Annotated in this window: 16 protein-coding genes and 1 pseudogene; 2 read left to right on the top strand and 15 right to left on the bottom strand. The window is 62.4% G+C overall.

Annotated elements, in window-relative coordinates; all coding sequences use genetic code 11:
• Positions 1 to 7 precede the first annotated feature (7 nt).
• The 12 genes from ABSB13_RS08955 to gspD all read right to left on the bottom strand — a co-directional run bounded on the left by ABSB13_RS08955 (position 8) and on the right by gspD (position 13742).
• Positions 8 to 2224 (bottom strand): RelA/SpoT family protein, encoded by a 2217-nt coding sequence (locus tag ABSB13_RS08955; RefSeq protein ID WP_428107519.1) that lies wholly within the window; start codon positions 2222 to 2224, stop codon positions 8 to 10.
• Positions 2212 to 2823 carry a guanylate kinase gene (gene gmk / locus ABSB13_RS08950; protein ID WP_428107518.1) on the bottom strand — a complete coding sequence of 204 codons (612 nt, stop codon included), beginning with the start codon at positions 2821 to 2823 and terminating at the stop codon, positions 2212 to 2214. Before gmk ends, ABSB13_RS08955 begins: the two co-directional genes overlap by 13 nt.
• Positions 2824 to 2887: 64 nt before the next feature.
• Complete coding sequence (locus ABSB13_RS08945) at positions 2888 to 3763, bottom strand: YicC/YloC family endoribonuclease (RefSeq protein WP_428107517.1); 876 nt, start codon at positions 3761 to 3763, stop codon at positions 2888 to 2890.
• Positions 3760 to 4953 carry a glycosyltransferase family 4 protein gene (locus ABSB13_RS08940; protein ID WP_428107515.1) on the bottom strand — a complete coding sequence of 398 codons (1194 nt, stop codon included), beginning with the start codon at positions 4951 to 4953 and terminating at the stop codon, positions 3760 to 3762. Before ABSB13_RS08940 ends, ABSB13_RS08945 begins: the two co-directional genes overlap by 4 nt.
• Before the next feature lie 17 nt (positions 4954 to 4970).
• Complete coding sequence (locus ABSB13_RS08935) at positions 4971 to 5663, bottom strand: glycosyltransferase family 2 protein (RefSeq protein ID WP_428107514.1); 693 nt, start codon at positions 5661 to 5663, stop codon at positions 4971 to 4973.
• On the bottom strand, positions 5663 to 6547 hold the full coding sequence (locus tag ABSB13_RS08930; RefSeq protein WP_428107513.1) for a lipopolysaccharide kinase InaA family protein: 885 nt from the start codon (positions 6545 to 6547) through the stop codon (positions 5663 to 5665). The genes ABSB13_RS08935 and ABSB13_RS08930 overlap by 1 nt, the downstream gene beginning before the upstream one ends.
• On the bottom strand, positions 6544 to 7617 hold the full coding sequence (locus ABSB13_RS08925; RefSeq protein WP_428107511.1) for a glycosyltransferase family 9 protein: 1074 nt from the start codon (positions 7615 to 7617) through the stop codon (positions 6544 to 6546). The genes ABSB13_RS08930 and ABSB13_RS08925 overlap by 4 nt, the downstream gene beginning before the upstream one ends.
• Positions 7618 to 7767: 150 nt before the next feature.
• The gene (locus ABSB13_RS08920) at positions 7768 to 8982 is read right to left on the bottom strand and encodes an NADH-quinone oxidoreductase subunit D (RefSeq protein WP_428107510.1); all 1215 of its coding nucleotides are present in this window, start codon (positions 8980 to 8982) and stop codon (positions 7768 to 7770) included.
• Positions 8983 to 9003: 21 nt separating this feature from the next.
• Entirely contained in the window at positions 9004 to 9504 is a 501-nt protein-coding gene (locus ABSB13_RS08915; protein WP_428107508.1) for an NADH-quinone oxidoreductase subunit C, read from the bottom strand.
• Between the two features lie 9 nt (positions 9505 to 9513).
• Positions 9514 to 9870, bottom strand: a complete 357-nt coding sequence (locus ABSB13_RS08910) for an NADH-quinone oxidoreductase subunit A (protein ID WP_428107507.1) — start codon at positions 9868 to 9870, stop codon at positions 9514 to 9516.
• Positions 9871 to 10045: 175 nt separating this feature from the next.
• A complete protein-coding gene (locus ABSB13_RS08905) occupies positions 10046 to 10966 on the bottom strand; it encodes a lysophospholipid acyltransferase family protein (RefSeq protein ID WP_428107506.1) in 921 nt (306 codons plus the stop codon).
• A gap of 115 nt (positions 10967 to 11081) precedes the next feature.
• Complete coding sequence (gene gspD / locus ABSB13_RS08900; RefSeq protein ID WP_428107505.1) at positions 11082 to 13742, bottom strand: type II secretion system secretin GspD; 2661 nt, start codon at positions 13740 to 13742, stop codon at positions 11082 to 11084.
• A 322-nt stretch (positions 13743 to 14064) separates the two neighbouring features.
• Between gspD and ABSB13_RS08895 the strand changes: the two genes are divergently transcribed.
• The gene (locus ABSB13_RS08895; RefSeq protein ID WP_428107503.1) at positions 14065 to 15345 is read left to right on the top strand and encodes an FtsX-like permease family protein; all 1281 of its coding nucleotides are present in this window, start codon (positions 14065 to 14067) and stop codon (positions 15343 to 15345) included.
• Positions 15338 to 16093 carry an ABC transporter ATP-binding protein gene (locus ABSB13_RS08890; RefSeq protein ID WP_428107502.1) on the top strand — a complete coding sequence of 252 codons (756 nt, stop codon included), beginning with the start codon at positions 15338 to 15340 and terminating at the stop codon, positions 16091 to 16093. The genes ABSB13_RS08895 and ABSB13_RS08890 overlap by 8 nt, the downstream gene beginning before the upstream one ends.
• Positions 16094 to 16126: 33 nt before the next feature.
• Here ABSB13_RS08890 and ABSB13_RS08885 read toward each other — a convergent pair whose 3' ends face one another.
• From ABSB13_RS08885 to ABSB13_RS08875, 3 genes and pseudogenes are all read right to left on the bottom strand, one after another.
• Positions 16127 to 16480: a hypothetical protein gene (locus tag ABSB13_RS08885; protein ID WP_428107501.1), complete on the bottom strand. Its 354-nt coding sequence runs from the start codon at positions 16478 to 16480 to the stop codon at positions 16127 to 16129.
• 156 nt (positions 16481 to 16636) lie between these two features.
• Positions 16637 to 17629 (bottom strand): NHL repeat-containing protein, encoded by a 993-nt coding sequence (locus ABSB13_RS08880; protein ID WP_428107499.1) that lies wholly within the window; start codon positions 17627 to 17629, stop codon positions 16637 to 16639.
• A 626-nt stretch (positions 17630 to 18255) separates the two neighbouring features.
• A pseudogene (locus ABSB13_RS08875) lies at positions 18256 to 18355 on the bottom strand (IS110 family transposase); the annotation flags it as partial.

Raw genomic sequence — 18355 nt, 5'->3', positions numbered from 1 at the left:
TTTTGCATCAATGGCGATTGCCGTTTTGCTGGCCGAGGCGCGACACGCGCATGACGCCGTCGATCGCGCCGATCGAATTCATCAGGTTGTTCAATTGACGGGCGCTGCTCACGCTGACCTCGAAGACCGCCAGCGCGCGTCCGTCGGCGCCGTGAGTCTTCACTTCGGCGGTCGATATATTCACGCCCGCCGAGGCGATCGCCTTGGTCATCGCGGCGAGCAAGCCCGGCTGATCGGCGCATAGCACTTCGAGCCGAATCGGGCGCGGCGCTTCCTCGCCGTCCTTCCATACCACGGGCACGCGCCGATCCGGATCGGTGTTGAGCGCATGCGCGCATCCCGCGACGTGCACCGTAACGCCGCGACCGCGCGTGATGAAGCCGGTGATCGCCTCGCCCGGCAGCGGATTGCAGCATCGCGCGAATCGCACCAGCATGTCGCCGACGCCCGAGACCACGACCGCACCGCTGGCGGATTTGCGCGCTTCCTTGGCGGCGCGCTCTCTTTGCGCGGGACCGAGCGGCGTCGGCAGTTTCTCGGGACGATAGAGTTTCAGCTCCGCCGGTGTCAGCAATTTCGCGAGCAACTGGGCGGGCGTGATTATTCCGTAGCCGACCGCGGCGAGCAGGCTTTCGACGTCGCGCTGCGAGAACTCGGCGAGCACTGCGTCGAGCCGCTTGCTCGATCTAAGCTGCGTGACGCTGAGCTTGACGGGTTCGAGCTCGCGATCGAGCAGCGATATTCCGAGATCGCGGGAGCGTTCCGCTTGTTGACTGCGCAGCCATTGACGGATGCGCGATTTCGCGCGCGCGGTGGCCGCGTAGTTGGTCCAGTCCTTGCCCGGCACCTGCTTTTCTGAGGTCAGCACCTCGACCGTATCACCCGATCGAAGCCGGTAGCGCAGCGGCACCATCCGTCCGTTGACGCGCGCGCCGGCGAGATGGTTGCCGACCTGGGAGTGGATTCGGTAGGCGAAGTCGATCACGGTCGAGCCGAGCGGAAAATCGAAAACGTCGCCCTTGGGCGTGAAGACGAAAACTTCCTCGGGAAACAGATCGTCCTTGACGGTGGAGAGAAATTCCTGGGGGTCCTTGAGATTCTGCTGCCATTCGATCAGGCGCCGCAGCCATGCAAAGCGCTCGGTCTCCTTGACCTCCCTGGAGTTGCCATCCTTGTAGCTCCAGTGCGCCGCGATTCCTTCCTCGGCCACCTTGTGCATCTCGCGCGTGCGAATCTGCACTTCCATCCGCTGGCCGCGCGGACCGATCACGGTGGTGTGCAGCGACTGATACATGTTGGCCTTGGGCAGCGCGATGTAATCCTTGAAGCGGCCCGGGACCGGCTTCCAGTTGGCGTGCACGACGCCGAGCGCCTCGTAACATTCGCGCACCGTGTTCACGATGATGCGGAACGCGACCAGGTCGTAGATTTCCTCGAAGCTCAGCCCCATCTCCTGCATCTTGGAGTGAATCGAAAAAAAATGTTTGGGCCGGCCGGTGACCTCGGCGGTGACCCCGCTGTCGGAGAGGCGGCGCGACAGGATCTCGATGACGGCGGCGATGTACTCCTCGCGCTCCTGGCGTTTGGCCGCGACGAACGCCTTCAGCGACTGGTACGCAGTTGGATTCAGATAGCGAAACGCCAGGTCCTCGAGCTCCGACTTGAGCCAGTAGATTCCGAGGCGATGAGCGATCGGCGCGTAAATTTCCATCGTCTCGCGCGCGATCTCCAGCTGGCGGTCGGCGGCGAGATGGTCGAGCGTGCGCATGTTGTGGAGCCGGTCGGCAAGCTTGATCAGCACGACGCGGATGTCGTGGGCCATCGCGATGATCATCTTGCGGAAATTCTCGGCCTGCTTTTCCTCGCGGCTCTGGAACGTGATCTTCGAGACCTTGGTCACGCCGTCAACCAGCTGCGCGACCTCGGCGCCGAAATCCGCCTGCACCTCCGCGAGCGAGGCGTGGGTATCCTCGACGACGTCGTGCAGCAAGCCGGTGACTATCGAAGGCACGTCGAGCTTGAGCTGCGCGATAATCGTCGCGACGTTGAGCGGATGCGTGACGTAGGGTTCGCCCGATTCGCGCTTCTGATCCACATGCATCCGCGCCGAGTAGTCGTACGCGCGGCGGATCAGGCCGATGTCGGCCTGCGGATTGTAGGTCTGCACCCGCGCGATAAGCGCGGCGAGTTGGTCAGGCGTGCTACTTTGCGCTAGCTCTTCCACGGCGCGAATTCGCCGCGCAGCCGGCCGACCTTGAGCCGCTCCGCGTTTACGATCGTTTCCAGCCGCGCGACGGATTCATGAAGCTGGGCGTTGACTATCAGGTAGTCGTACTCGGGATAGGCCTGGGCTTCGTCGCGCGCCTTGCGAAGCCGGTGCTGAATCTTGGATTCTTCCTCGGTGCCGCGCCCGCGCAGACGCCCCTCGAGTTCGGCGAAGGTCGGTGGCAGAACAAAAATCGCGACCGCATCGCCAGGATACATTGCGCGAATCTGGCGGGCGCCCTGGATGTCGATGTCGAGCAGGATGTCGCGGCCCGATGCGATCGCGGCGTCGAGCGGCGCTCGCGGCGTGCCGTAGGAGGATTCGAACACACGCGCCCATTCGGCGAGTTCGCCGGATGCTTGCCTGCGTTTGAACTCCTCTTCGCTCACAAAGCTGTAGTCGATTCCGTCCGCCTCGCCTTCTCGCGGCGCGCGCGTGGTCAATGATACCGAAAACTCCAGGTCCGCGATGGCCTTGAGCGACGCGCGCCAAATCGTGGTCTTGCCGGCCCCCGAAGGCGCCGAAAGGATAAAAATTATACCGCGCCTCGGCGGCAAAGAATCACCTGATTTCAACGGTATAGAAGCCATTAACCGGGTGCAAAGGCCGCTTTAATATATCCTATTCAACGTTCTGGACCTGCTCGCGCATCTTTTCGGCTTCCGCCTTCACTTCAACGGTTACTTGGGAAAGTGCCGCGTTCTGCGACTTCGAACCCATCGTATTTACCTCGCGGTTGATTTCCTGGAGCAGAAATTCAATCGACTTCCCGACCTGTCCCTTGCGCTTGAGCAGCGCTTTGAGGCCGTCGAGATGCGTGCGCAGACGCATGATCTCTTCGCTGATATCGCCGTGCTGCGAGGCGGACGACGCTTCCTCATAGAGGCGTTTCTCGTTGACCGGCAAGTCCGCCAGGAGTTCGCGAATCCGCTTGTGAAAATTTTCCATGATTTCCGCGCGCGTCTGCTCGGCCAGCCGTTCAATTTTCGGGATCGCCGCTTCGATATTGCGGACCCGCGCGGCAAAATCGTCGTGTACGCTGTGGCCTTCGCGCCCCCGCTCGGCATCCAGCGCTTTCAACGCGCGAACCAAAGCCTTGTGGCCAAGCGTGAATGCCGCGGCCGAGTCGTGCTCCTCCTCAACGACGTGAAAAATTTCAGGCCGGTTGAGGATCGATCCGATTTCCGGATCGCCGTTGAGATGAAGCCGCTTGCCGAGACGACGCAGTTCGGCGACGTACAAATTAGCCAGCCGGTCGTTCACCTCGAGCCGCACCGGCGGAGGTTTCAGCGAAACCGACTTGATAAAAAGTTCGACCCGCCCGCGCGCCACCACATTTTGCACGGTTTTGCGAATCTCGGCTTCATGCTCGCCCCATCCGCGCGGCACCGCCAGCTTGAGTTCGAAAAATCGCTGGTTCAGAGCGCGCACTTCGACAGTCACGCGAGTGCCGTCCTGCTCAGCGATAGCCCTGCCGAACCCGGTCATGCTTTTCATGTGACCCTGTTCCTTTCTTCCCGCGTTTTTCTCACCCACGTGCGATAGAGCGCGAGTGTCCGCGTGGTCATCTCGCCCATCGAATAATTTTTCACGGCGCGCGCCCGCGCCGCCGCGCTCATCTGCGATCTCAGCGCGGGCCACTGCTCCAGCCGGCCTATCGCCGACGCGATTGCTTCAGGATTTGCCGGCGGCACGATGATTCCGCTGTACTCACTCTCAACCACTTCGCGCAGGCCGCCAACGTCGCTTGCGACTACTGGAAGCGCGCTCGCCATGGCTTCCAGAGCACCCACGCCGAGCCCTTCTTTCAGCGACGGCATCGCGAATACCTCCGACGCCCACAGCAGTTCGCGCGGGTCGTCGATTCTGCCGAGCAGCCTGATGCGCTCAGTGCATCTGACTTGCGCGATTTCGCGTTGGAGTGCTGCGCGGATCGAACCCTGCCCCGCGATGAGACACTTCACCTTGACGGACGGCGCGGTTGAGGCGAGCGCTCCGATCGCTTCGATGAGATAGCGATGGCCCTTGCGCGGCTCGAGTGCGCCAACCGCAGATATCACGAACTCGCCATGGGATATTCCGAGCGCGATTCGCGCGCGCACGCGTTCCTCGGCGGTAGGTGGGCGGAAGCGGTCGCAATCCACGCCGCTAGGAACAACCGTGACGCGCTCGCGATCGACGCCTGCGGCCGCGAGCGAATCGGCGACGCCGCCGGAGATCGCGACCACGCCGTCGACCGCGCGATTGAACAGGTACGGCGCGAAAACGCGGTTGGGCCTGTAGTCCATCCGCCGCGTAACCACCAGCGCACGCGCGAAGCCGCGCGCAAACGGCGCCATCGAATGCGCGCGCGAGGTGTGGAAATGAACGACGTCATAGCGTTCACGTTTGAGGATCGCGCGCAGCCGGATGCCGGCTGCCAGGTCGATGGCGTTGCGGATGCGCAGCGGATGGCATCTTATGCCCGCGGCGACAGCCCGGTCCCAGAGCCGTCCCGCGGGATCGCAAATCAATTCCGCGCGATGACCGCGGCCGGCCAGCGCAAGCGTCAAGCCCAGCACCTGGCTCTCGCCCCCGGCGAAGCCGAGTTCGGGATCGACGCCGGCGATGCTCAGCGCCGGGGTGTCAGCCGTGTTGCTATTGGGAGGCACTTGGATGGCGTCGTCATGCTGAACTGTCTGCGTCATATTACAGTTTGATCGCATCAATCGAAGAATCTGTAATACAGGATTGCGCACACCGCGGTCAGCGCGTCGCGCAGCCCGATCTTCTTGCCCTCTTCGTAGGTCCGTCCCGCGTACGACACCGGCACCTCGTAGATTCGCCATCGCGCGCGCGCCGCTTTGGCGGTGATCTCGGGCTCGAAGGTGAAGCGGTTGGCGTTGAGCTTGAGCGTAATCAATTTCGTGCGCACGAAACCCTTCATCCCGGTTTCCATGTCGGTCAGATTGAGATTGCTTAACATGTTGGAGAGCAGCGTCACCGCGCGGTTCGCCACGTAATGCCAGAAGAACATGACGCGATGCGGCCCGGAGAGAAAGCGCGAGCCGTAAACCATGTCGGCACGGCCGTCCAGCAGCGGCCCAATCATCGCGGCGTAATCCTTGGGATCGTATTCGAGGTCGGCGTCCTGCACGAAGACGTAAGGACCTTTCGCCGCCGCGAAGCCGAGCCGGAGCGCGGCGCCTTTGCCGCGATTGATGGTGTGAAAAAAACATTGAACGCGCGGATGGCTGAACTCGCGCAGATACTTCGTGGTTCCGTCGGTCGAAGCGTCATCGACGACGATGACCTCGGGATCAAAGCCGCAATCCAGCACGCGCTCGATTACGCGGCCGATCGTCGTGACTTCGTTGTACACCGGAATCACCACGGAAATTTTGATCCGCTCGGCCATCAGCTCCCTCTTGCCTCCCGATGCTGTCCCACAGACGCCGATGCGCGGGCTGCCATCGCTGCGGCTTTGCGTTGCGTCCCGATTCTGGCCGCCAGCATCGCGGCAACGCGGCGGCGTGCCACGCGGCGGCGTCGCGCGGAAAACGTGGCGGCGTAGCCGCACCACACGCGCATCCGATCCGTACTCGTGACGCCGCCGAGCTCGAGCTGCCCCAGCTGAACGAGATTGCGCATCCGCGGCCGCTCGAAGCGGCTCAGAATCGTGCGGCGGGTGCGTTCATGATCGATGAAAACGAATTGCGGCGGCTCGAGTCCGGTGACGAAGATGTTGTACGGCGTCAGGTCGCCGTGGATGTATCCGGCGCGATGCAATCGTGCGACCTCCGCGCCGAGCGCGCGCAACACCACGCGCCGGGACGCGAAATTCGCACGTTTCAAATAGCGCGCAAGATTAGACCCGTCAATGCGCGCGGTTACTATGATCTCGCGTCCGCCGCGGCGCTCGGCGCCGAGCAGCAGAATTTCCGCGACTCCCACGCCGTCGGCGCGCAGACTCTCCGATATCGACGCATCATGCGCGGCGCGCGTCCGCTTGAATATCCACGTGATCCGATTCAGGCCGCGGATCGGGTCGAGCACTTTGAAATAGGCGTTCGGACCCCCAACCTGATCGAAATGCTCGAACCATGTCTCGGCATGACGCGAGCGCCGGATGCTGGTCGTCAGGGTGCCGTCGATGGCGGCCAATGCGGAAACGATCAGGCGCTCGCGATACCCGTCTGAAAATCGCGCGGCGGAACCCGGGATGAAGAAGGTCCATCCTCCGCGCGTCAACGGCACCCCGTCAAAGCCCGTCATCCGCCAGTTCATCTTGCGCCAGCTCATCCTGCCTCTCCACGCATCGCGAGCGCGCGCCTCAAGTTGGCAGTGACTTCTTCGGGGGATATTCGCCGCATGCATTCGCGCCCGACGGGGCATTGACGAAGATAGCAGGGTTGACACGGTATCGCGCCGCTGATTGCGAGCTCGGCAAAGCCCCACGGCGCGGAACGTTCGGCGGCGGTGGCGCCCCACAGCGATACTACCGGGCATCCCACGGCGGCCGCGATATGCATCGGGCCGGAGTCGGGTCCGAAGGCGACGGCGCATTCGGGAAAGATCGCGATCAGATCGCGCAGCGAAGTGCGTCCGGCCAGATTGAGCGCCGGGACGCCGTCGAGATGGCGCATGACTTCGGCGGCGAGGTTGGTTTCGCCGGGACCGCCGAGCAACACGGGGAATAGCGCCGGGCTGCCGGCGCCGGGTCGCGCGAGGTTGCGGATTACCGCGGCGGTCGATTCAGGAAAGTAGATGCGGCTTGGCCACGACGAGCCAAGGATCACCGCCATGATCGGCCGCGGCGCCTCGCGCAGCATCTCGAGCGCGCGGGCTCGTTCCGCGTCCGTCGCGGCGAGTCCGAATTCGATCGGTGATTGCGCGATGCCGAGCGCGTCGCCGAACGCCTGGTATTGCAGGAGCTTCAGGCGCATGTTCGGCTGCGGCGCGATCCAATGATTCGAAAAGTGGTGGTTGAACTCCTTGGTGTTCGGCTTGGCGAAGCCAAAACGAACCGCGGCGCCCGAGATTCGCGAGGTGAGACCGCTTTTGAGATGACGCTGAAGGTCTATCGCCAGATCGAAATGCCCCTTGCGAATCCGCCACAGAAACCCCAGGAACGTCCACGGCGCGTGCGCGCGATCGTACACGATCGCTTCGTCGAGCCATCGATGGTGGTCGAGTAATCCGCGGGACTTGGGTTCCACGGCCCACGCGATGTGCGCGTCGGGCCACGCATTGCGAATCCGCCCGAGCAAAGGAAGCGCGCGAACCACGTCGCCGATCGCCCCGAGCAGCACTATCAGCACGCGACGCGGCGGCGGCGCGATTTGCGTGGCGATGGCTTCAGGCGAGGACATTCTGAGACTGGCCGGCGTTGGCTTGCGCTCCAACGCTCGATGATAACGACGCGGACCGGCGCCGCAAAGGGTGTGCGTTGCTAAGGAAGAGGTTGGCGATTGGCGGCGGGCAGGAGACGCGGCGCTGACGATGCAATCGGTGCGGACCCGCTAGCGATCGCACTCGCCGCCGATCATGTTGATCATCCCGAACGTCGCGATGATGTCCGGGATCATGCGGCCTATGAGCATCTTGTTGAGCGCGCCCATCCCGAGAAAGCACGGCGGCCGCACCCGCACCCGATATGGCCGGCCGCTGCCGTCGCTCACGACGTAAAAACCCAACTCGCCGTTGGCGGCTTCGACCGCCTGGTAAACCTCGCCGGCGGGCACGTGGATGCCCTCCATGATCAGCTTGAAGTGGTTCATCAGGCCTTCGATCGAGTTGTACACCTTCTGCTTGTCGGGCAGCACGACCTTGGGATCGGTGATGGTGACGGGACCTTCAGGGATCGCCGCGAGCGCCTGCTCGATGATGCGCTTGGACTGATACACCTCCTGGAAGCGGACGTTGAAGCGATCGTAATTGTCGCCGCGGTCCCCGGTCGGGATCTCGAACTGCATCCGGTCATACACCAGGTACGGATGCGCCTTGCGAACGTCGTAAGCCACTCCGGCCGCGCGCAGCAGCGGACCGCTCAGCCCGTAGGAGATTGCCTCCGGCTGCGACAGCTTCCCGACTCCCGCCATCCGGTCGATGAATACGCGGTTGCGGCTGAGCATCTTGTCGCAGTCGCTGAGCACCTGATCGAGACGCGCGAACGCAGCTTTGATCCGATCGGTGAAATCCGCGGGCAGGTCATGGGTCACGCCGCCCACGCGGCACCATGTCACGGTGACTCGCGCGCCGGTCACAGCCTCGATCAAGTCGTAGAGGAACTCGCGCGCCTCCACCATGTACATCCCGGCGGTCGATCCGCCGACCTCGTGCGCCGCCATCCCGAGGCAGGTCAAGTGGTCGGCGATGCGCGAAACCTCGCTCATGATCATGCGCACGTATTTGCATCGCTCGGTCGTGTCGATGCCGAGCAGGCGCTCGACGGCGAGCGCGAAGCCGACGTTGTTGATGCATGGCGAGGCGTAATTCAGCCGGTCGGTGTACGGGAAGCATTGCGTCCAGGTCCCCTGCTCGCACATCTTTTCAAATCCGCGATGCAGGAATCCGACCTCGACGTCGCAATCGACGATCCGCTCGCCGTCGAGCTTGAGGTTGAACTTGATGGTGCCGTGGGACGCGGGATGCGACGGCCCCATCTGCAGTTCCATGATCTCGTCGGAGGGGTCCGACGGTACGATTTTGTCCTTCCAGCGCGCCGGTAATGCCATGGCTTGTATCGGGTCGTGTCTTCAGCGCGAGGAGCGAATCGGATTCACGACCGGGTCGATCTCCGCGACGATCGGTTGGCGTTCGTTGTATCGGTAGTCCTTGCGCAGCGGGTGACCCTGGAACGAATCGTACATCAGGATGCGGCGCAAATCGGGATGGCCCTTGAAGACGATTCCGAACATGTCGAAGCATTCGCGCTCGAGCCAGTCGGCGGCGCCCCACACCCCAACGACGCTGTGGACCCATGGATCGGCGCCGTCCACGCGGATCTTGACGCGGATGCGATGGGCGAGGTTGAGCGAGTTCAGTTGATAGACGACCTCGAAGCGCGGCTTGCGCTCGGGCCAATCGACGGCGGTCACGTCGGTCAGGAAATTGAAATCGAAGTCAGGCTCGTCGCGCAGCGCGCGGAAAAAATCATACGCGCCTTCGCGATCGATGGTGAACGTTTCCTCGTCGCGCGCCGCTTGCGCGTCGAGAATTTCCCCGCCGAAGCGTGCTTTTATTTTTTCAATCAACATCGATCGCCGCTAGTCCCAATCGAGCGCGCCGCGCTCCCAGGCGTAGACCAGCCCGACGCAGAGAATCGCAATGAAGATCAGCGCCTCGACGAAGCCGAACATTCCCAGGTAGCGCAGCTCGACCGCCCACGGATACAGAAAAATTACCTCGACGTCGAAGATCAGAAACAAAATTGCCGTCAGGTAGAAGCGCACCGAGAACCGCCCCCACGCCGAACCGCTCGGCGCGTTGCCGCATTCGAAAGCCTCGCTCTTGACCGCGGCGCCGGCGCGTTTGGGACCGACCAGCATGTTGATCGTGCACATGACGCCGACGATCACGCCGGCCACCAGCAGGGTCACAGCCACGGGATACCAGGTTGTCATTTTCGATCCGCCTACAAGCGCTCCTTATCTCGATATCAATACCTCATGAGCGGGTCTTTTGGAACGATCGCCGATTTTTCAGGGAGCCTGTCGAACAAGCAATTTTCAACGGCTGCTGGCTCCCGCTGGTCGCCGGTTGGCGCGGGGTAATCTCAGCAAGAGCGATGTTCTCCGTCTAGTAGAAGCGGGACTGCCCGGGCGGGCGGGTTTTCCAGCGGCGGTGAATCCAGTTCCAATGATCGGGATGCTTGCGGATCATCTGCTCGATCGCGTCGGTGTAGCGCTGCGTGTACTCGCGCACCGCAGCCTCGCGGTTGCGAGTCTTCTCGGCGTAAATTGCGGGCAGAATGGTGATCTTGTGATGAACCGAGTCGCCCTCGCGCACCATGAACGCCGGCAGCACGGGCGCGCCCGTGGCGATCGACAGCCGCGCCATGCCGTCGCTGGTGCAGGCCGGCATCCCGAAGAAATCCACGAACACGCCCTTGCGCACGTCGAGATCGAGCGCGAGTGCAATCATCCAGTTCTGCCGCAGCATCCGCATCATCTCGCGCCCGCCCGCCTTGCGCGCGATGAGTCTGTTCCCATGGCGGATTCGCTCGGCGCATACCGCCGCGTCGACCAGCGGATTGCGCAGCGGACGATGAACCATGGCGAGGTGGTAGCCGTAGATCGAGTGCGCGATCGGCAGCAACTCGAAATTTCCGTAATGTCCGGTCAGCACCAGAATGCCGCGGCCGTTGGAGCGCCGTTCGGCCTCGTCCCAATTTTCCTTGCCGTCGTAAGTAACGACCTGCTCGATGTTGGCGCGGCTGAGTTCGGGCAAGTGGGTCCATTCGGCGAGCACGCGGCCCCAACTGCGATACATCTTGCGCAGGATTGCCAGGCGCGCCGCCGGGGTCATCTCGGGGAAAGCGATCTCGAGGTTCTTGAGCGCGATCGGCCGGTTGGGGCGATCGAAATTCATCGCCCATCCTCCCAGCCGCGCGCCCGCACGCACCGCCCGTTCCAACGGCATCGCACGCAGTGCCGCAGTGACGGCGGTTATGCCCGTGTATTCGATTCGGGCCTGAACGGGACCGATTTGCCTGGCCATGTTTAATTGCAGCTTTTAAGCGTGCGAAACCCCTTGCGGGTTTCGTGTTTCACTGATTCCCGTCGGCTAAGACAAAGATACGGGCTTCGCCTGGTTAGAACAGCTGGCGGAAAAGTCAGGGGGCGATGCCGGGGGTTACGCCCGCGGTGGCGCCGGCCGCTGGTGCCGCGACTTTGCCGGCGCCGGAATCCAGCGGCGCGGCAGGCCCCGAGGTAACAAATCGCTGCGACGACGCCGAGTACGGCGGGGCGCTCGCCGTGGTCGACGAGGTCGTAGTCGAGTAGCTGGTCGTCGTCCCGTTCATCGAGGTCGGACCGACCTCAGGGCTATTGAAGGGGGTTTCGCTTTCGCTGCCGTCGGGCGCGGACCCGACTCCGGCGCCCGGATTTTCGCCGCTCACAGGATACGGAATAGTACCCACAGGCGCGCTCAGGTCGGCCTTGGGAGAAACAGGAATCGAGAAGCTCGGCTTGTAGATCTGGCGGATCTGCGAGGCGGGCATATCGTGAACTTCCTTGCGGCCCAGCGAGTCGACGAACTGCTGGCGCTCGTCGAGGGCGAGATCGCGCAGTTGGCTCTTGTTGCGAACTATATGCGGAGTCAGGAAGACGATCAGGTTGTCCTTCTGCTTGTCGCTGCTCTTGTTGCTGAAAAAATTTCCGATTACCGGGATGTCGGAAATGAACGGAACGCCCTGGTTATCGACCGTGTCCTGGCTCGAGAGCAGGCCGCCGATAACCGCGGTGCGATGGTTCTGGATCATCACGCTGGTCGAGGCGGACCGAATGGTCGTGGTAGGACCAAGCGTGTTGTTCGCGGTGCCGTTGACGACGTTGGAAACTTCCTCATAGAGGTCGAGCTTGACGTAGTCGCCCTCGGAGACCTGCGGCACGATGTCCAGCGTGATGCCGACGTTCTGGCGCTCGACCGAGTTGAAGATTTGTCCGGGTAATCCCGCGTTGGCCGCCGACGAGCCGACGAACGGCAGGTTCTCGCCCACCACGATCATCGCTTCTTCATTGTCGGAGGTGAGCAGAGTCGGCGCCGAGAGCACGTCGGCATGAGTGTCGGTTTCAAGCGCCATGAGCAGCACGGCATCGCAGGGCAGGCTCACGTTGCCGGTAGTGGTGGTGCTCGTCGTCGTCCCGGCGGCGGCGGTAGCCGCTGCCAGAGCCGCGGCAGAAATCGTACAGGTGGTATTCGAGGCGAGCCCCAGACCCAGACCGGTCACCCCGAGCGGGTTGGAAAGCGCACTCTGAAGCTGTCCGTAATCAACCGTGCCGAAGCCCAGTACGCTTCCTCCCCCCACGGCCGCGTTGAAATTGACGCCCATCTGGCGCTGGCGCTCGGCGCTGACCTCGACGATGACGGCCTGGACGAAAATCTGGACGCGCGGGGTGTCGAGTTCGTCGATAATCTGCTTGAGGGTCTGCCAATCCTGCGGCGACGCGCTGATAACCATCGCGTTGGTCGCGGGATCGGCGGTGACATTCACCGGATAAGAGAAATCAACCGTCTTGCCCTGAGAGCTGGCCGACGCCGGACCGGTGCTGCTCGACGAGCCGCCGCGGTTCATCATCCCGCCGCCGCCACCACTGCCGCCGAAACCGCCGGAGCCGTTCGTGCCGCCCATGCTCGAGCTGCCGCCCATGCTGCCCATCCCGCCCATGCTGCCGCCCATGCTGCCGCCCATTCCGCCACCCATTCCGCCAAAGCCCGAGCTGCTGCCGCCCATTCCGCCGCTGGCAGCGCTGTTAAAGCTCGCGCGGCCGAGCGATCCCTTGCCTGTTGTGGGCGACATGGTGCTCGGGCCGCCGCCGCCGTTGAGCAGGGTGTTGAGCACCTGGACCATCTCGAGCGCCTGCGCGTTCTTGAGCCGATAGACGTGGATTCGCGAGGTGGCCAGCGGCGGATTGACGTCGAGCTTGGCGACTATCTCCTGGATCTCACGCATCTGAAGCGGCGGCGCCATCACGATAAGGCAATTGGTGCGTTCGTCGGGGATAACCTTGTAGCCCGTCCCTGCCCCGCCGGTGGCCGACGGCGCGACGCCCATTTGAGGTCGTACGCCCCCCTGGGGGCTTGCGCCGGCGCCTTGCATCTTCGCCGTCATGAGCGCATCGATCTCGGGCGCCAGCTCGGTGGCAAACGCAAGCTTGAGCGGAATCACCACGATCGTCTGCTGTTCGCCGCGCACGTCGAGGCTGCCGATTATCTGCAGCAGTCTTTCGACGTTGTAGGCGTCGTCGGTGACGATCACGGTGTTGTCCATCGGAAACGCGGCGACCAGGCCGTCGTGCGAAACCATCGGCTGGATCACCCCTATGACCGAAGCGGCGTCGATATTCTTAAGCCGGATCATCCGGGTGACATATTCGTCGCCCTTGGTTTCGGCGGGGACTTGCGATTCGGTAAGCGCGGCGGAGGAGCGCACGTTGCGCGCGGGCACAATCTTGATGATCTTGCCGGCCTGAACGGTGGTGAAGCCTTTTACCTGGAGCGCGGATTGAAAGATCGAGTAGGCCTGTTCGGGTGTGACTTTGCTCGGCGAGATGATCGTGATCTTGCCGCGCACGGATTCGTCGATGATGAAATTGCGGCCGGTGATCTCGCTGATGAACTTGGCAAGAACGGGAATCTCCACGTTCTGGAAGTTCATCGTAATCGTATTATGGGCGGGTAATTCCGCGGGATCTTCACCGAACGCGGGGGAGCTAAGGTTGCCGACGCAAATCAGCAGCGCGGCGGCCAACGCTCCAGCCAAAAGACGGTTCATCCGGACTTCCTCCGCATTTCGGGTCAAAACGTCGTGAGCATATTTCACGGCCGCTGCGCAGCGCAACCCGGAATTGTTGCAATGCCCGCGAGCCTCGGCGACTATGACGATCACCGAGACGATCTCCGACCCGATTTGATTCAATCGATCACAGAAGAAAGGAAAGAACCGGGTCCCTTCACTGCGCTTAGGATGACCCAAAAACAAGTTCTCACAGGGCGAAGCCCGCATCTTTTTTCAACATTGGGTGCAGGGGTTACCCCTGCCCAGGGAAGTGCGAAACCCACGGCGGGTTTCGCATACAATTTCGAATGGTGACGCGTTGCGCTACGAATTCCTGATTGGCCTGCGATATTTGCGCGCGCGGCGGCGCGAACGGTTCGTCTCGCTCATCGCGATCATCTCGCTGGCCGGTATAGCCTTTGGGACCTTCGCGTTGTCGCTGGCGCTATCGGTGATGAGCGGATTCGAGATCAATCTGCGCGGCCTGTTGCTCACCTTTACGCCGCAGATAACCATCGAGCGCAGCGACGGCGGGGTGTGGAATCCCGCCGCGCTCGAGCATCGGATCGCCGCGCTGCCGGGAGTGGCGGCGGCGGCGCCGTTCGTCACCTCGCAGGTGATGGCGGTTTCGAGCTCGGACTCGGGCGGCGCGGGCCTCGTCTCGGGCGGAATTATCCGCGGGGTCCAGCCGCACGACAATCCGGTGCTCAAGGAATTAAGCGACACCCTGGAGAACGGGACGCTCGCGGATCTCGAGACGACGCATCCCGTGACGATTGTCGACAAGGGCGTCAAGCGTCAGGTCGAGCTGCCCGGCGCGATCATCGGCAAGTCGCTCGCGTTCGAGCTTGGGGTAAGGCCGGGCGACCCGGTAATCCTGATTTCCCCGGCGAGCCTGGGAACCGGAATCGGGCCGCCGCGCCTCAAGCGATTCGTGGTGACCGGGTTCTTTCACTCGGGCATGTACGAGTTCGACTCCACGCTGATCTTCGTCGCGTTGAAGGACGGACGCGCGTTGCTGGCCGACGATGCCTCGCTGGAAAGCGGGCTCGAGTTGCGCCTCGTCAACATGTTCGACGCGCCTGCCATTCGCGGCCGGATCGCGGCGATGGCGGGGCGTGACTTCCAGGTCTCCGATTGGACCACGGCCAACGCGCCGCTGTTCTCCGCGCTCAAGCTGGAGAAGTTCACCTATTTCATGGTGTTGCTGCTGATCGTGCTGGTGGCGGCCTTCAACATTATTGCGACGCAGGTGATGGTGGTGATGGAGCGGCGCAAGGAGATTGCGATTCTGCGCACGATGGGTGCGCGCGCGGCGTCGATTGCGGCAATCTTTCTGTGCCAGGGCATGGCGCTGGGCGTGGTCGGCACGGTCCTGGGCGATGGCGCCGGGTTCGTGACCGCGTACCTGGTAGGCAGGTATCATTTGATTCATCTGCCGGCCGACATGTTCATGGTGAACGCGGTGCCGGTGGAGCTGAATCCATGGAACTTCATCGCGGTTGCGGCGGCGACGATCGTGCTATGCCTGCTGGCGTCGATCTACCCGGCATTGCAGGCGGCGAGACTCTCGCCGGTCGAGGTGATTCGCTATGAGTGAGGGGCGCGGCGTGGCGGGATCGAAAGCAAAATCAAACAATCCCAACGGGCGTCTGATCGAGGTGCGCGGCCTCGACAAGACATTCTATGACGCCGATCGTGAGATTCGCGTGCTGCACGGTCTCGATCTCACCGTCCAGGCCGGCGACGAGATCGCGATCGTCGGTCAATCGGGAACCGGCAAGTCCACCCTGCTCCATATCATGGGCAGCCTGGAAGAGCCGACCGCGGGCAAGATTTATTTTGAGGGCGAGGATTTGTTCGCGCTCGATCAGAAATCGCTGGCGGAGTTCCGCAACCTGAAACTCGGTTTCGTTTTCCAGTTCCATTACCTGCTCGCGGACTTCACGGCGCTGGAAAACGTGATGATGCCGGCGTTGATCAGCCGCATCAACGACGCCGAAGCCAGCCGGCGGGCGGCCGAGATGCTCGAGATCGTCGGGCTGGGCAACAAGCTCCGGCGCCGGCCGGCGGAACTCTCCGGCGGCGAACAGCAACGCGTCGCGGTGGCGCGCGCGGTGGTCCTGCGCCCCAAGCTGCTGCTCGCCGACGAGCCCACCGGCAATCTCGATCCGCATACCGCCGAAGAAGTCCACGAGTTGTTTCACAAGCTCAATCGCGAGCTTGGGATCACGCTGGTGATCGCAACCCATAACGAGCAGTTGACCCGCAGCGTCGGGCGCGCGTTGCGGCTGTATGAAGGAAAGCTGGTGGACGAGCGCCGCCAGGGGACATCTCCTGCCCCCTGAGACTCGAAGGGCCCTATGAGGGCCCTATCCAGTTTAATACGGGGCGCTGTGTGGTGATGCGACCGCTTTGTCCACCTCGCTCAGCGGGAAGTCCTCGCCCTTGTTGAGCTTGTCCATCAGGTGGTTGATTTCGTCGATCTTGTTGTCGTAGGTGGCCTGCGTCAGCGGTTCCTGCGACCATCCTTGGCGCGCGATCTTGTCGTGCTGCTTGGCATCCTGAAGCTTTTTCACTAGTGCCGCTTTGTCAGCCGGCGACAGACTCGAGGCCATCGGCGCGCTCGCCGCCATACCCGGTGCCGGCTGCGCAAACGATACCCCATGATGCACGGGGGCGCTCACCCCGGCCAACGCTATCAATGCCACGATCGCGGTCTTCCGCATGCCCATGATTTTTCCTTCCTCCCGATGGTCGCGTCCGAATATTGGCCGCACCAGTTGGTCAGTGGTGCCAAATCAACGTTACCGAGGCATTAACGGCTGGTTGACGCCAGGTGAAATAGTGAAATCGTGACGGCGCCGCGCGATCGTTCCCCGCGCCACGGGCTACTTGCCCAGGCTGATTAACGATGGGACGTTGAGCAATGTCTTGATGCCGTAAATTTTTACAATTGGCGCCGTGTCGTTCTCACCGGGGACCGGCGGCGCGAACTCGCAGACGCTGCTCAAGCCGGAACCGGAATTGGAGACGTAAACGTAGCCGCGCGAATCGATCGCGACACCCTGCGGTTTATCGAGTTCGGTATTGCTTCCGGCGATCGTCGCGATCGGTGGGGTATCGGCCAGCGGCCCCGGCGCCAGCGGCGCGTATTTCGTAACGCTGTCATTACCGGAGTTGGCAACGTAGATGTAGCCGTTGCGGTCCAGCGCGATTCCCACCGGGGAGTTCAGGTCGGTTGCGTCGCCGCCGATCGACGCGATCGGCGCAGCGTCGTTGATGCCGGCCGCGGGCGGCGAGAATTCCTCTACCGTCTCGCTGTTATTGTTCACCACGAAAATATTGTTGCTTGAATCGACCACGATTCCTTTGGGAACACTGAGCCCGGTATCGGTTCCGCGGATCGTGGCAGTTGGCGCCGGATCGTTGTTGCCGGATGCCGGCGGCGCGAATTTCTCGACCGTGTCCGCGGCGGGATCGGGATCGCTGTTGGTGACATAGACGTTGCCCGCTGAATCGAGCGCAATTCCGAACGGGTACTCCATCGCCGTCGTCGTGCCGGTAATCTCCGCGCTGGGGGTCGCGTCGCCTTTTTTATTGGGAGAGTACTTGGTGACGACACCGGGCCACACCTCGCCCGCAACCAACACGTTACCGTGCTTATCGACCGCGACGCCCTGGGGATTCGATAACTCCGTCTTCGCGCCTGAAATTTGCCGCTTGGGCTTGAGGTCGCCCTTCTTGCCGGGATTATAGATCGTTACCGAATAGTTGCCGGTGTTTACGACATACAGTGTGTCGCCGGCTTGGCCACGGCTTGCGCCCGCAAGCATCGCCAATGCGGGCGCGATTGTCAGCAGAGCACGGACCGTAAATCTCATCGGATAAATCCCACTCCCATGATCCGCGAGCTGAACGGATCGGGCACTCACTTACCACACGATGGCAAGATTCCGTAATCCCACCCATCGGACCGCCGACCGTCTTAATGCCGCGTGGGGGGCTCAGCCCTGCCGCGCAGCCGCCCGTGTCATTCAGAGCGGAAGTTGCTGAGGTTGAGCCGAAGCCCTGAGTACTCGAAGGGGAAGAATCCCGGTTCCTTCCTATTCTGTCATTCAGAGCGGAGTCTGCGCAGCGAAGAATCCCGGATCCGGGTTCCTTCGCTACGCTCAGGATGACTCAAAAAAAGAGCAACCAAGCTTCCCCTTAGCCTGTTCTAACAGGGCGAAGCCCGCACGCCTGCCGTTCTTCTCTCGCGTAGTCGCGAAAAGATGCGTTGCGCAGATTTTCGCGTCTTCTCACTACTGGGTGCAGGGGGCAGGGGTGACCCCTGCACCCAGTATTAAGGCCGCCCGCCGTTGGCGGGCGCGGCCCCTGCCAACGGCTTGATACTGCGCTGCCGTCGCCACGGCATGGGCTCAGCTCTGCCCACTGTGTAGTCGTGAAAAGATGCGCTGCGCAGATTTTCGCGTCTTCTTACTACTGGGTGCAGCGACTGTGTTGATAGTCAAGCGGGATTTGGGCATGGAGCACTCCAATGAGTGCGATGTTTAAGCATCGCATTGAGGATGGTTATGAGTTTGCGCATGCAGGCGACCAGCGCGAGC

The organism is Binatus sp. (SeqCode) (assembly GCF_050013435.1).
Taxonomy (GTDB): Bacteria; Desulfobacterota; Binatia; order Binatales; family Binataceae; genus Binatus.
Note: the sequence above shows the minus strand (reverse complement) of the source record. Positions and strands in the feature narration are given on the sequence as shown.

Coding starts and splice junctions, on each gene's coding strand:
- ABSB13_RS08920 (WP_428107510.1), bottom strand. CDS start 8,982: ATGGCATTACCGGCGCGCTGGAAGGACAAAATCGTACCGTCGGACCCC.
- ABSB13_RS08930 (WP_428107513.1), bottom strand. CDS start 6,547: ATGAGCTGGCGCAAGATGAACTGGCGGATGACGGGCTTTGACGGGGTG.
- gspD (WP_428107505.1), bottom strand. CDS start 13,742: ATGAACCGTCTTTTGGCTGGAGCGTTGGCCGCCGCGCTGCTGATTTGC.
- ABSB13_RS08880 (WP_428107499.1), bottom strand. CDS start 17,629: ATGAGATTTACGGTCCGTGCTCTGCTGACAATCGCGCCCGCATTGGCG.
- ABSB13_RS08945 (WP_428107517.1), bottom strand. CDS start 3,763: ATGAAAAGCATGACCGGGTTCGGCAGGGCTATCGCTGAGCAGGACGGC.
- ABSB13_RS08915 (WP_428107508.1), bottom strand. CDS start 9,504: ATGTTGATTGAAAAAATAAAAGCACGCTTCGGCGGGGAAATTCTCGAC.
- ABSB13_RS08940 (WP_428107515.1), bottom strand. CDS start 4,953: ATGACGCAGACAGTTCAGCATGACGACGCCATCCAAGTGCCTCCCAAT.
- ABSB13_RS08910 (WP_428107507.1), bottom strand. CDS start 9,870: ATGACAACCTGGTATCCCGTGGCTGTGACCCTGCTGGTGGCCGGCGTG.
- ABSB13_RS08890 (WP_428107502.1), top strand. CDS start 15,338: ATGAGTGAGGGGCGCGGCGTGGCGGGATCGAAAGCAAAATCAAACAAT.
- ABSB13_RS08905 (WP_428107506.1), bottom strand. CDS start 10,966: ATGGCCAGGCAAATCGGTCCCGTTCAGGCCCGAATCGAATACACGGGC.
- ABSB13_RS08885 (WP_428107501.1), bottom strand. CDS start 16,480: ATGGGCATGCGGAAGACCGCGATCGTGGCATTGATAGCGTTGGCCGGG.
- ABSB13_RS08935 (WP_428107514.1), bottom strand. CDS start 5,663: ATGGCCGAGCGGATCAAAATTTCCGTGGTGATTCCGGTGTACAACGAA.
- ABSB13_RS08925 (WP_428107511.1), bottom strand. CDS start 7,617: ATGTCCTCGCCTGAAGCCATCGCCACGCAAATCGCGCCGCCGCCGCGT.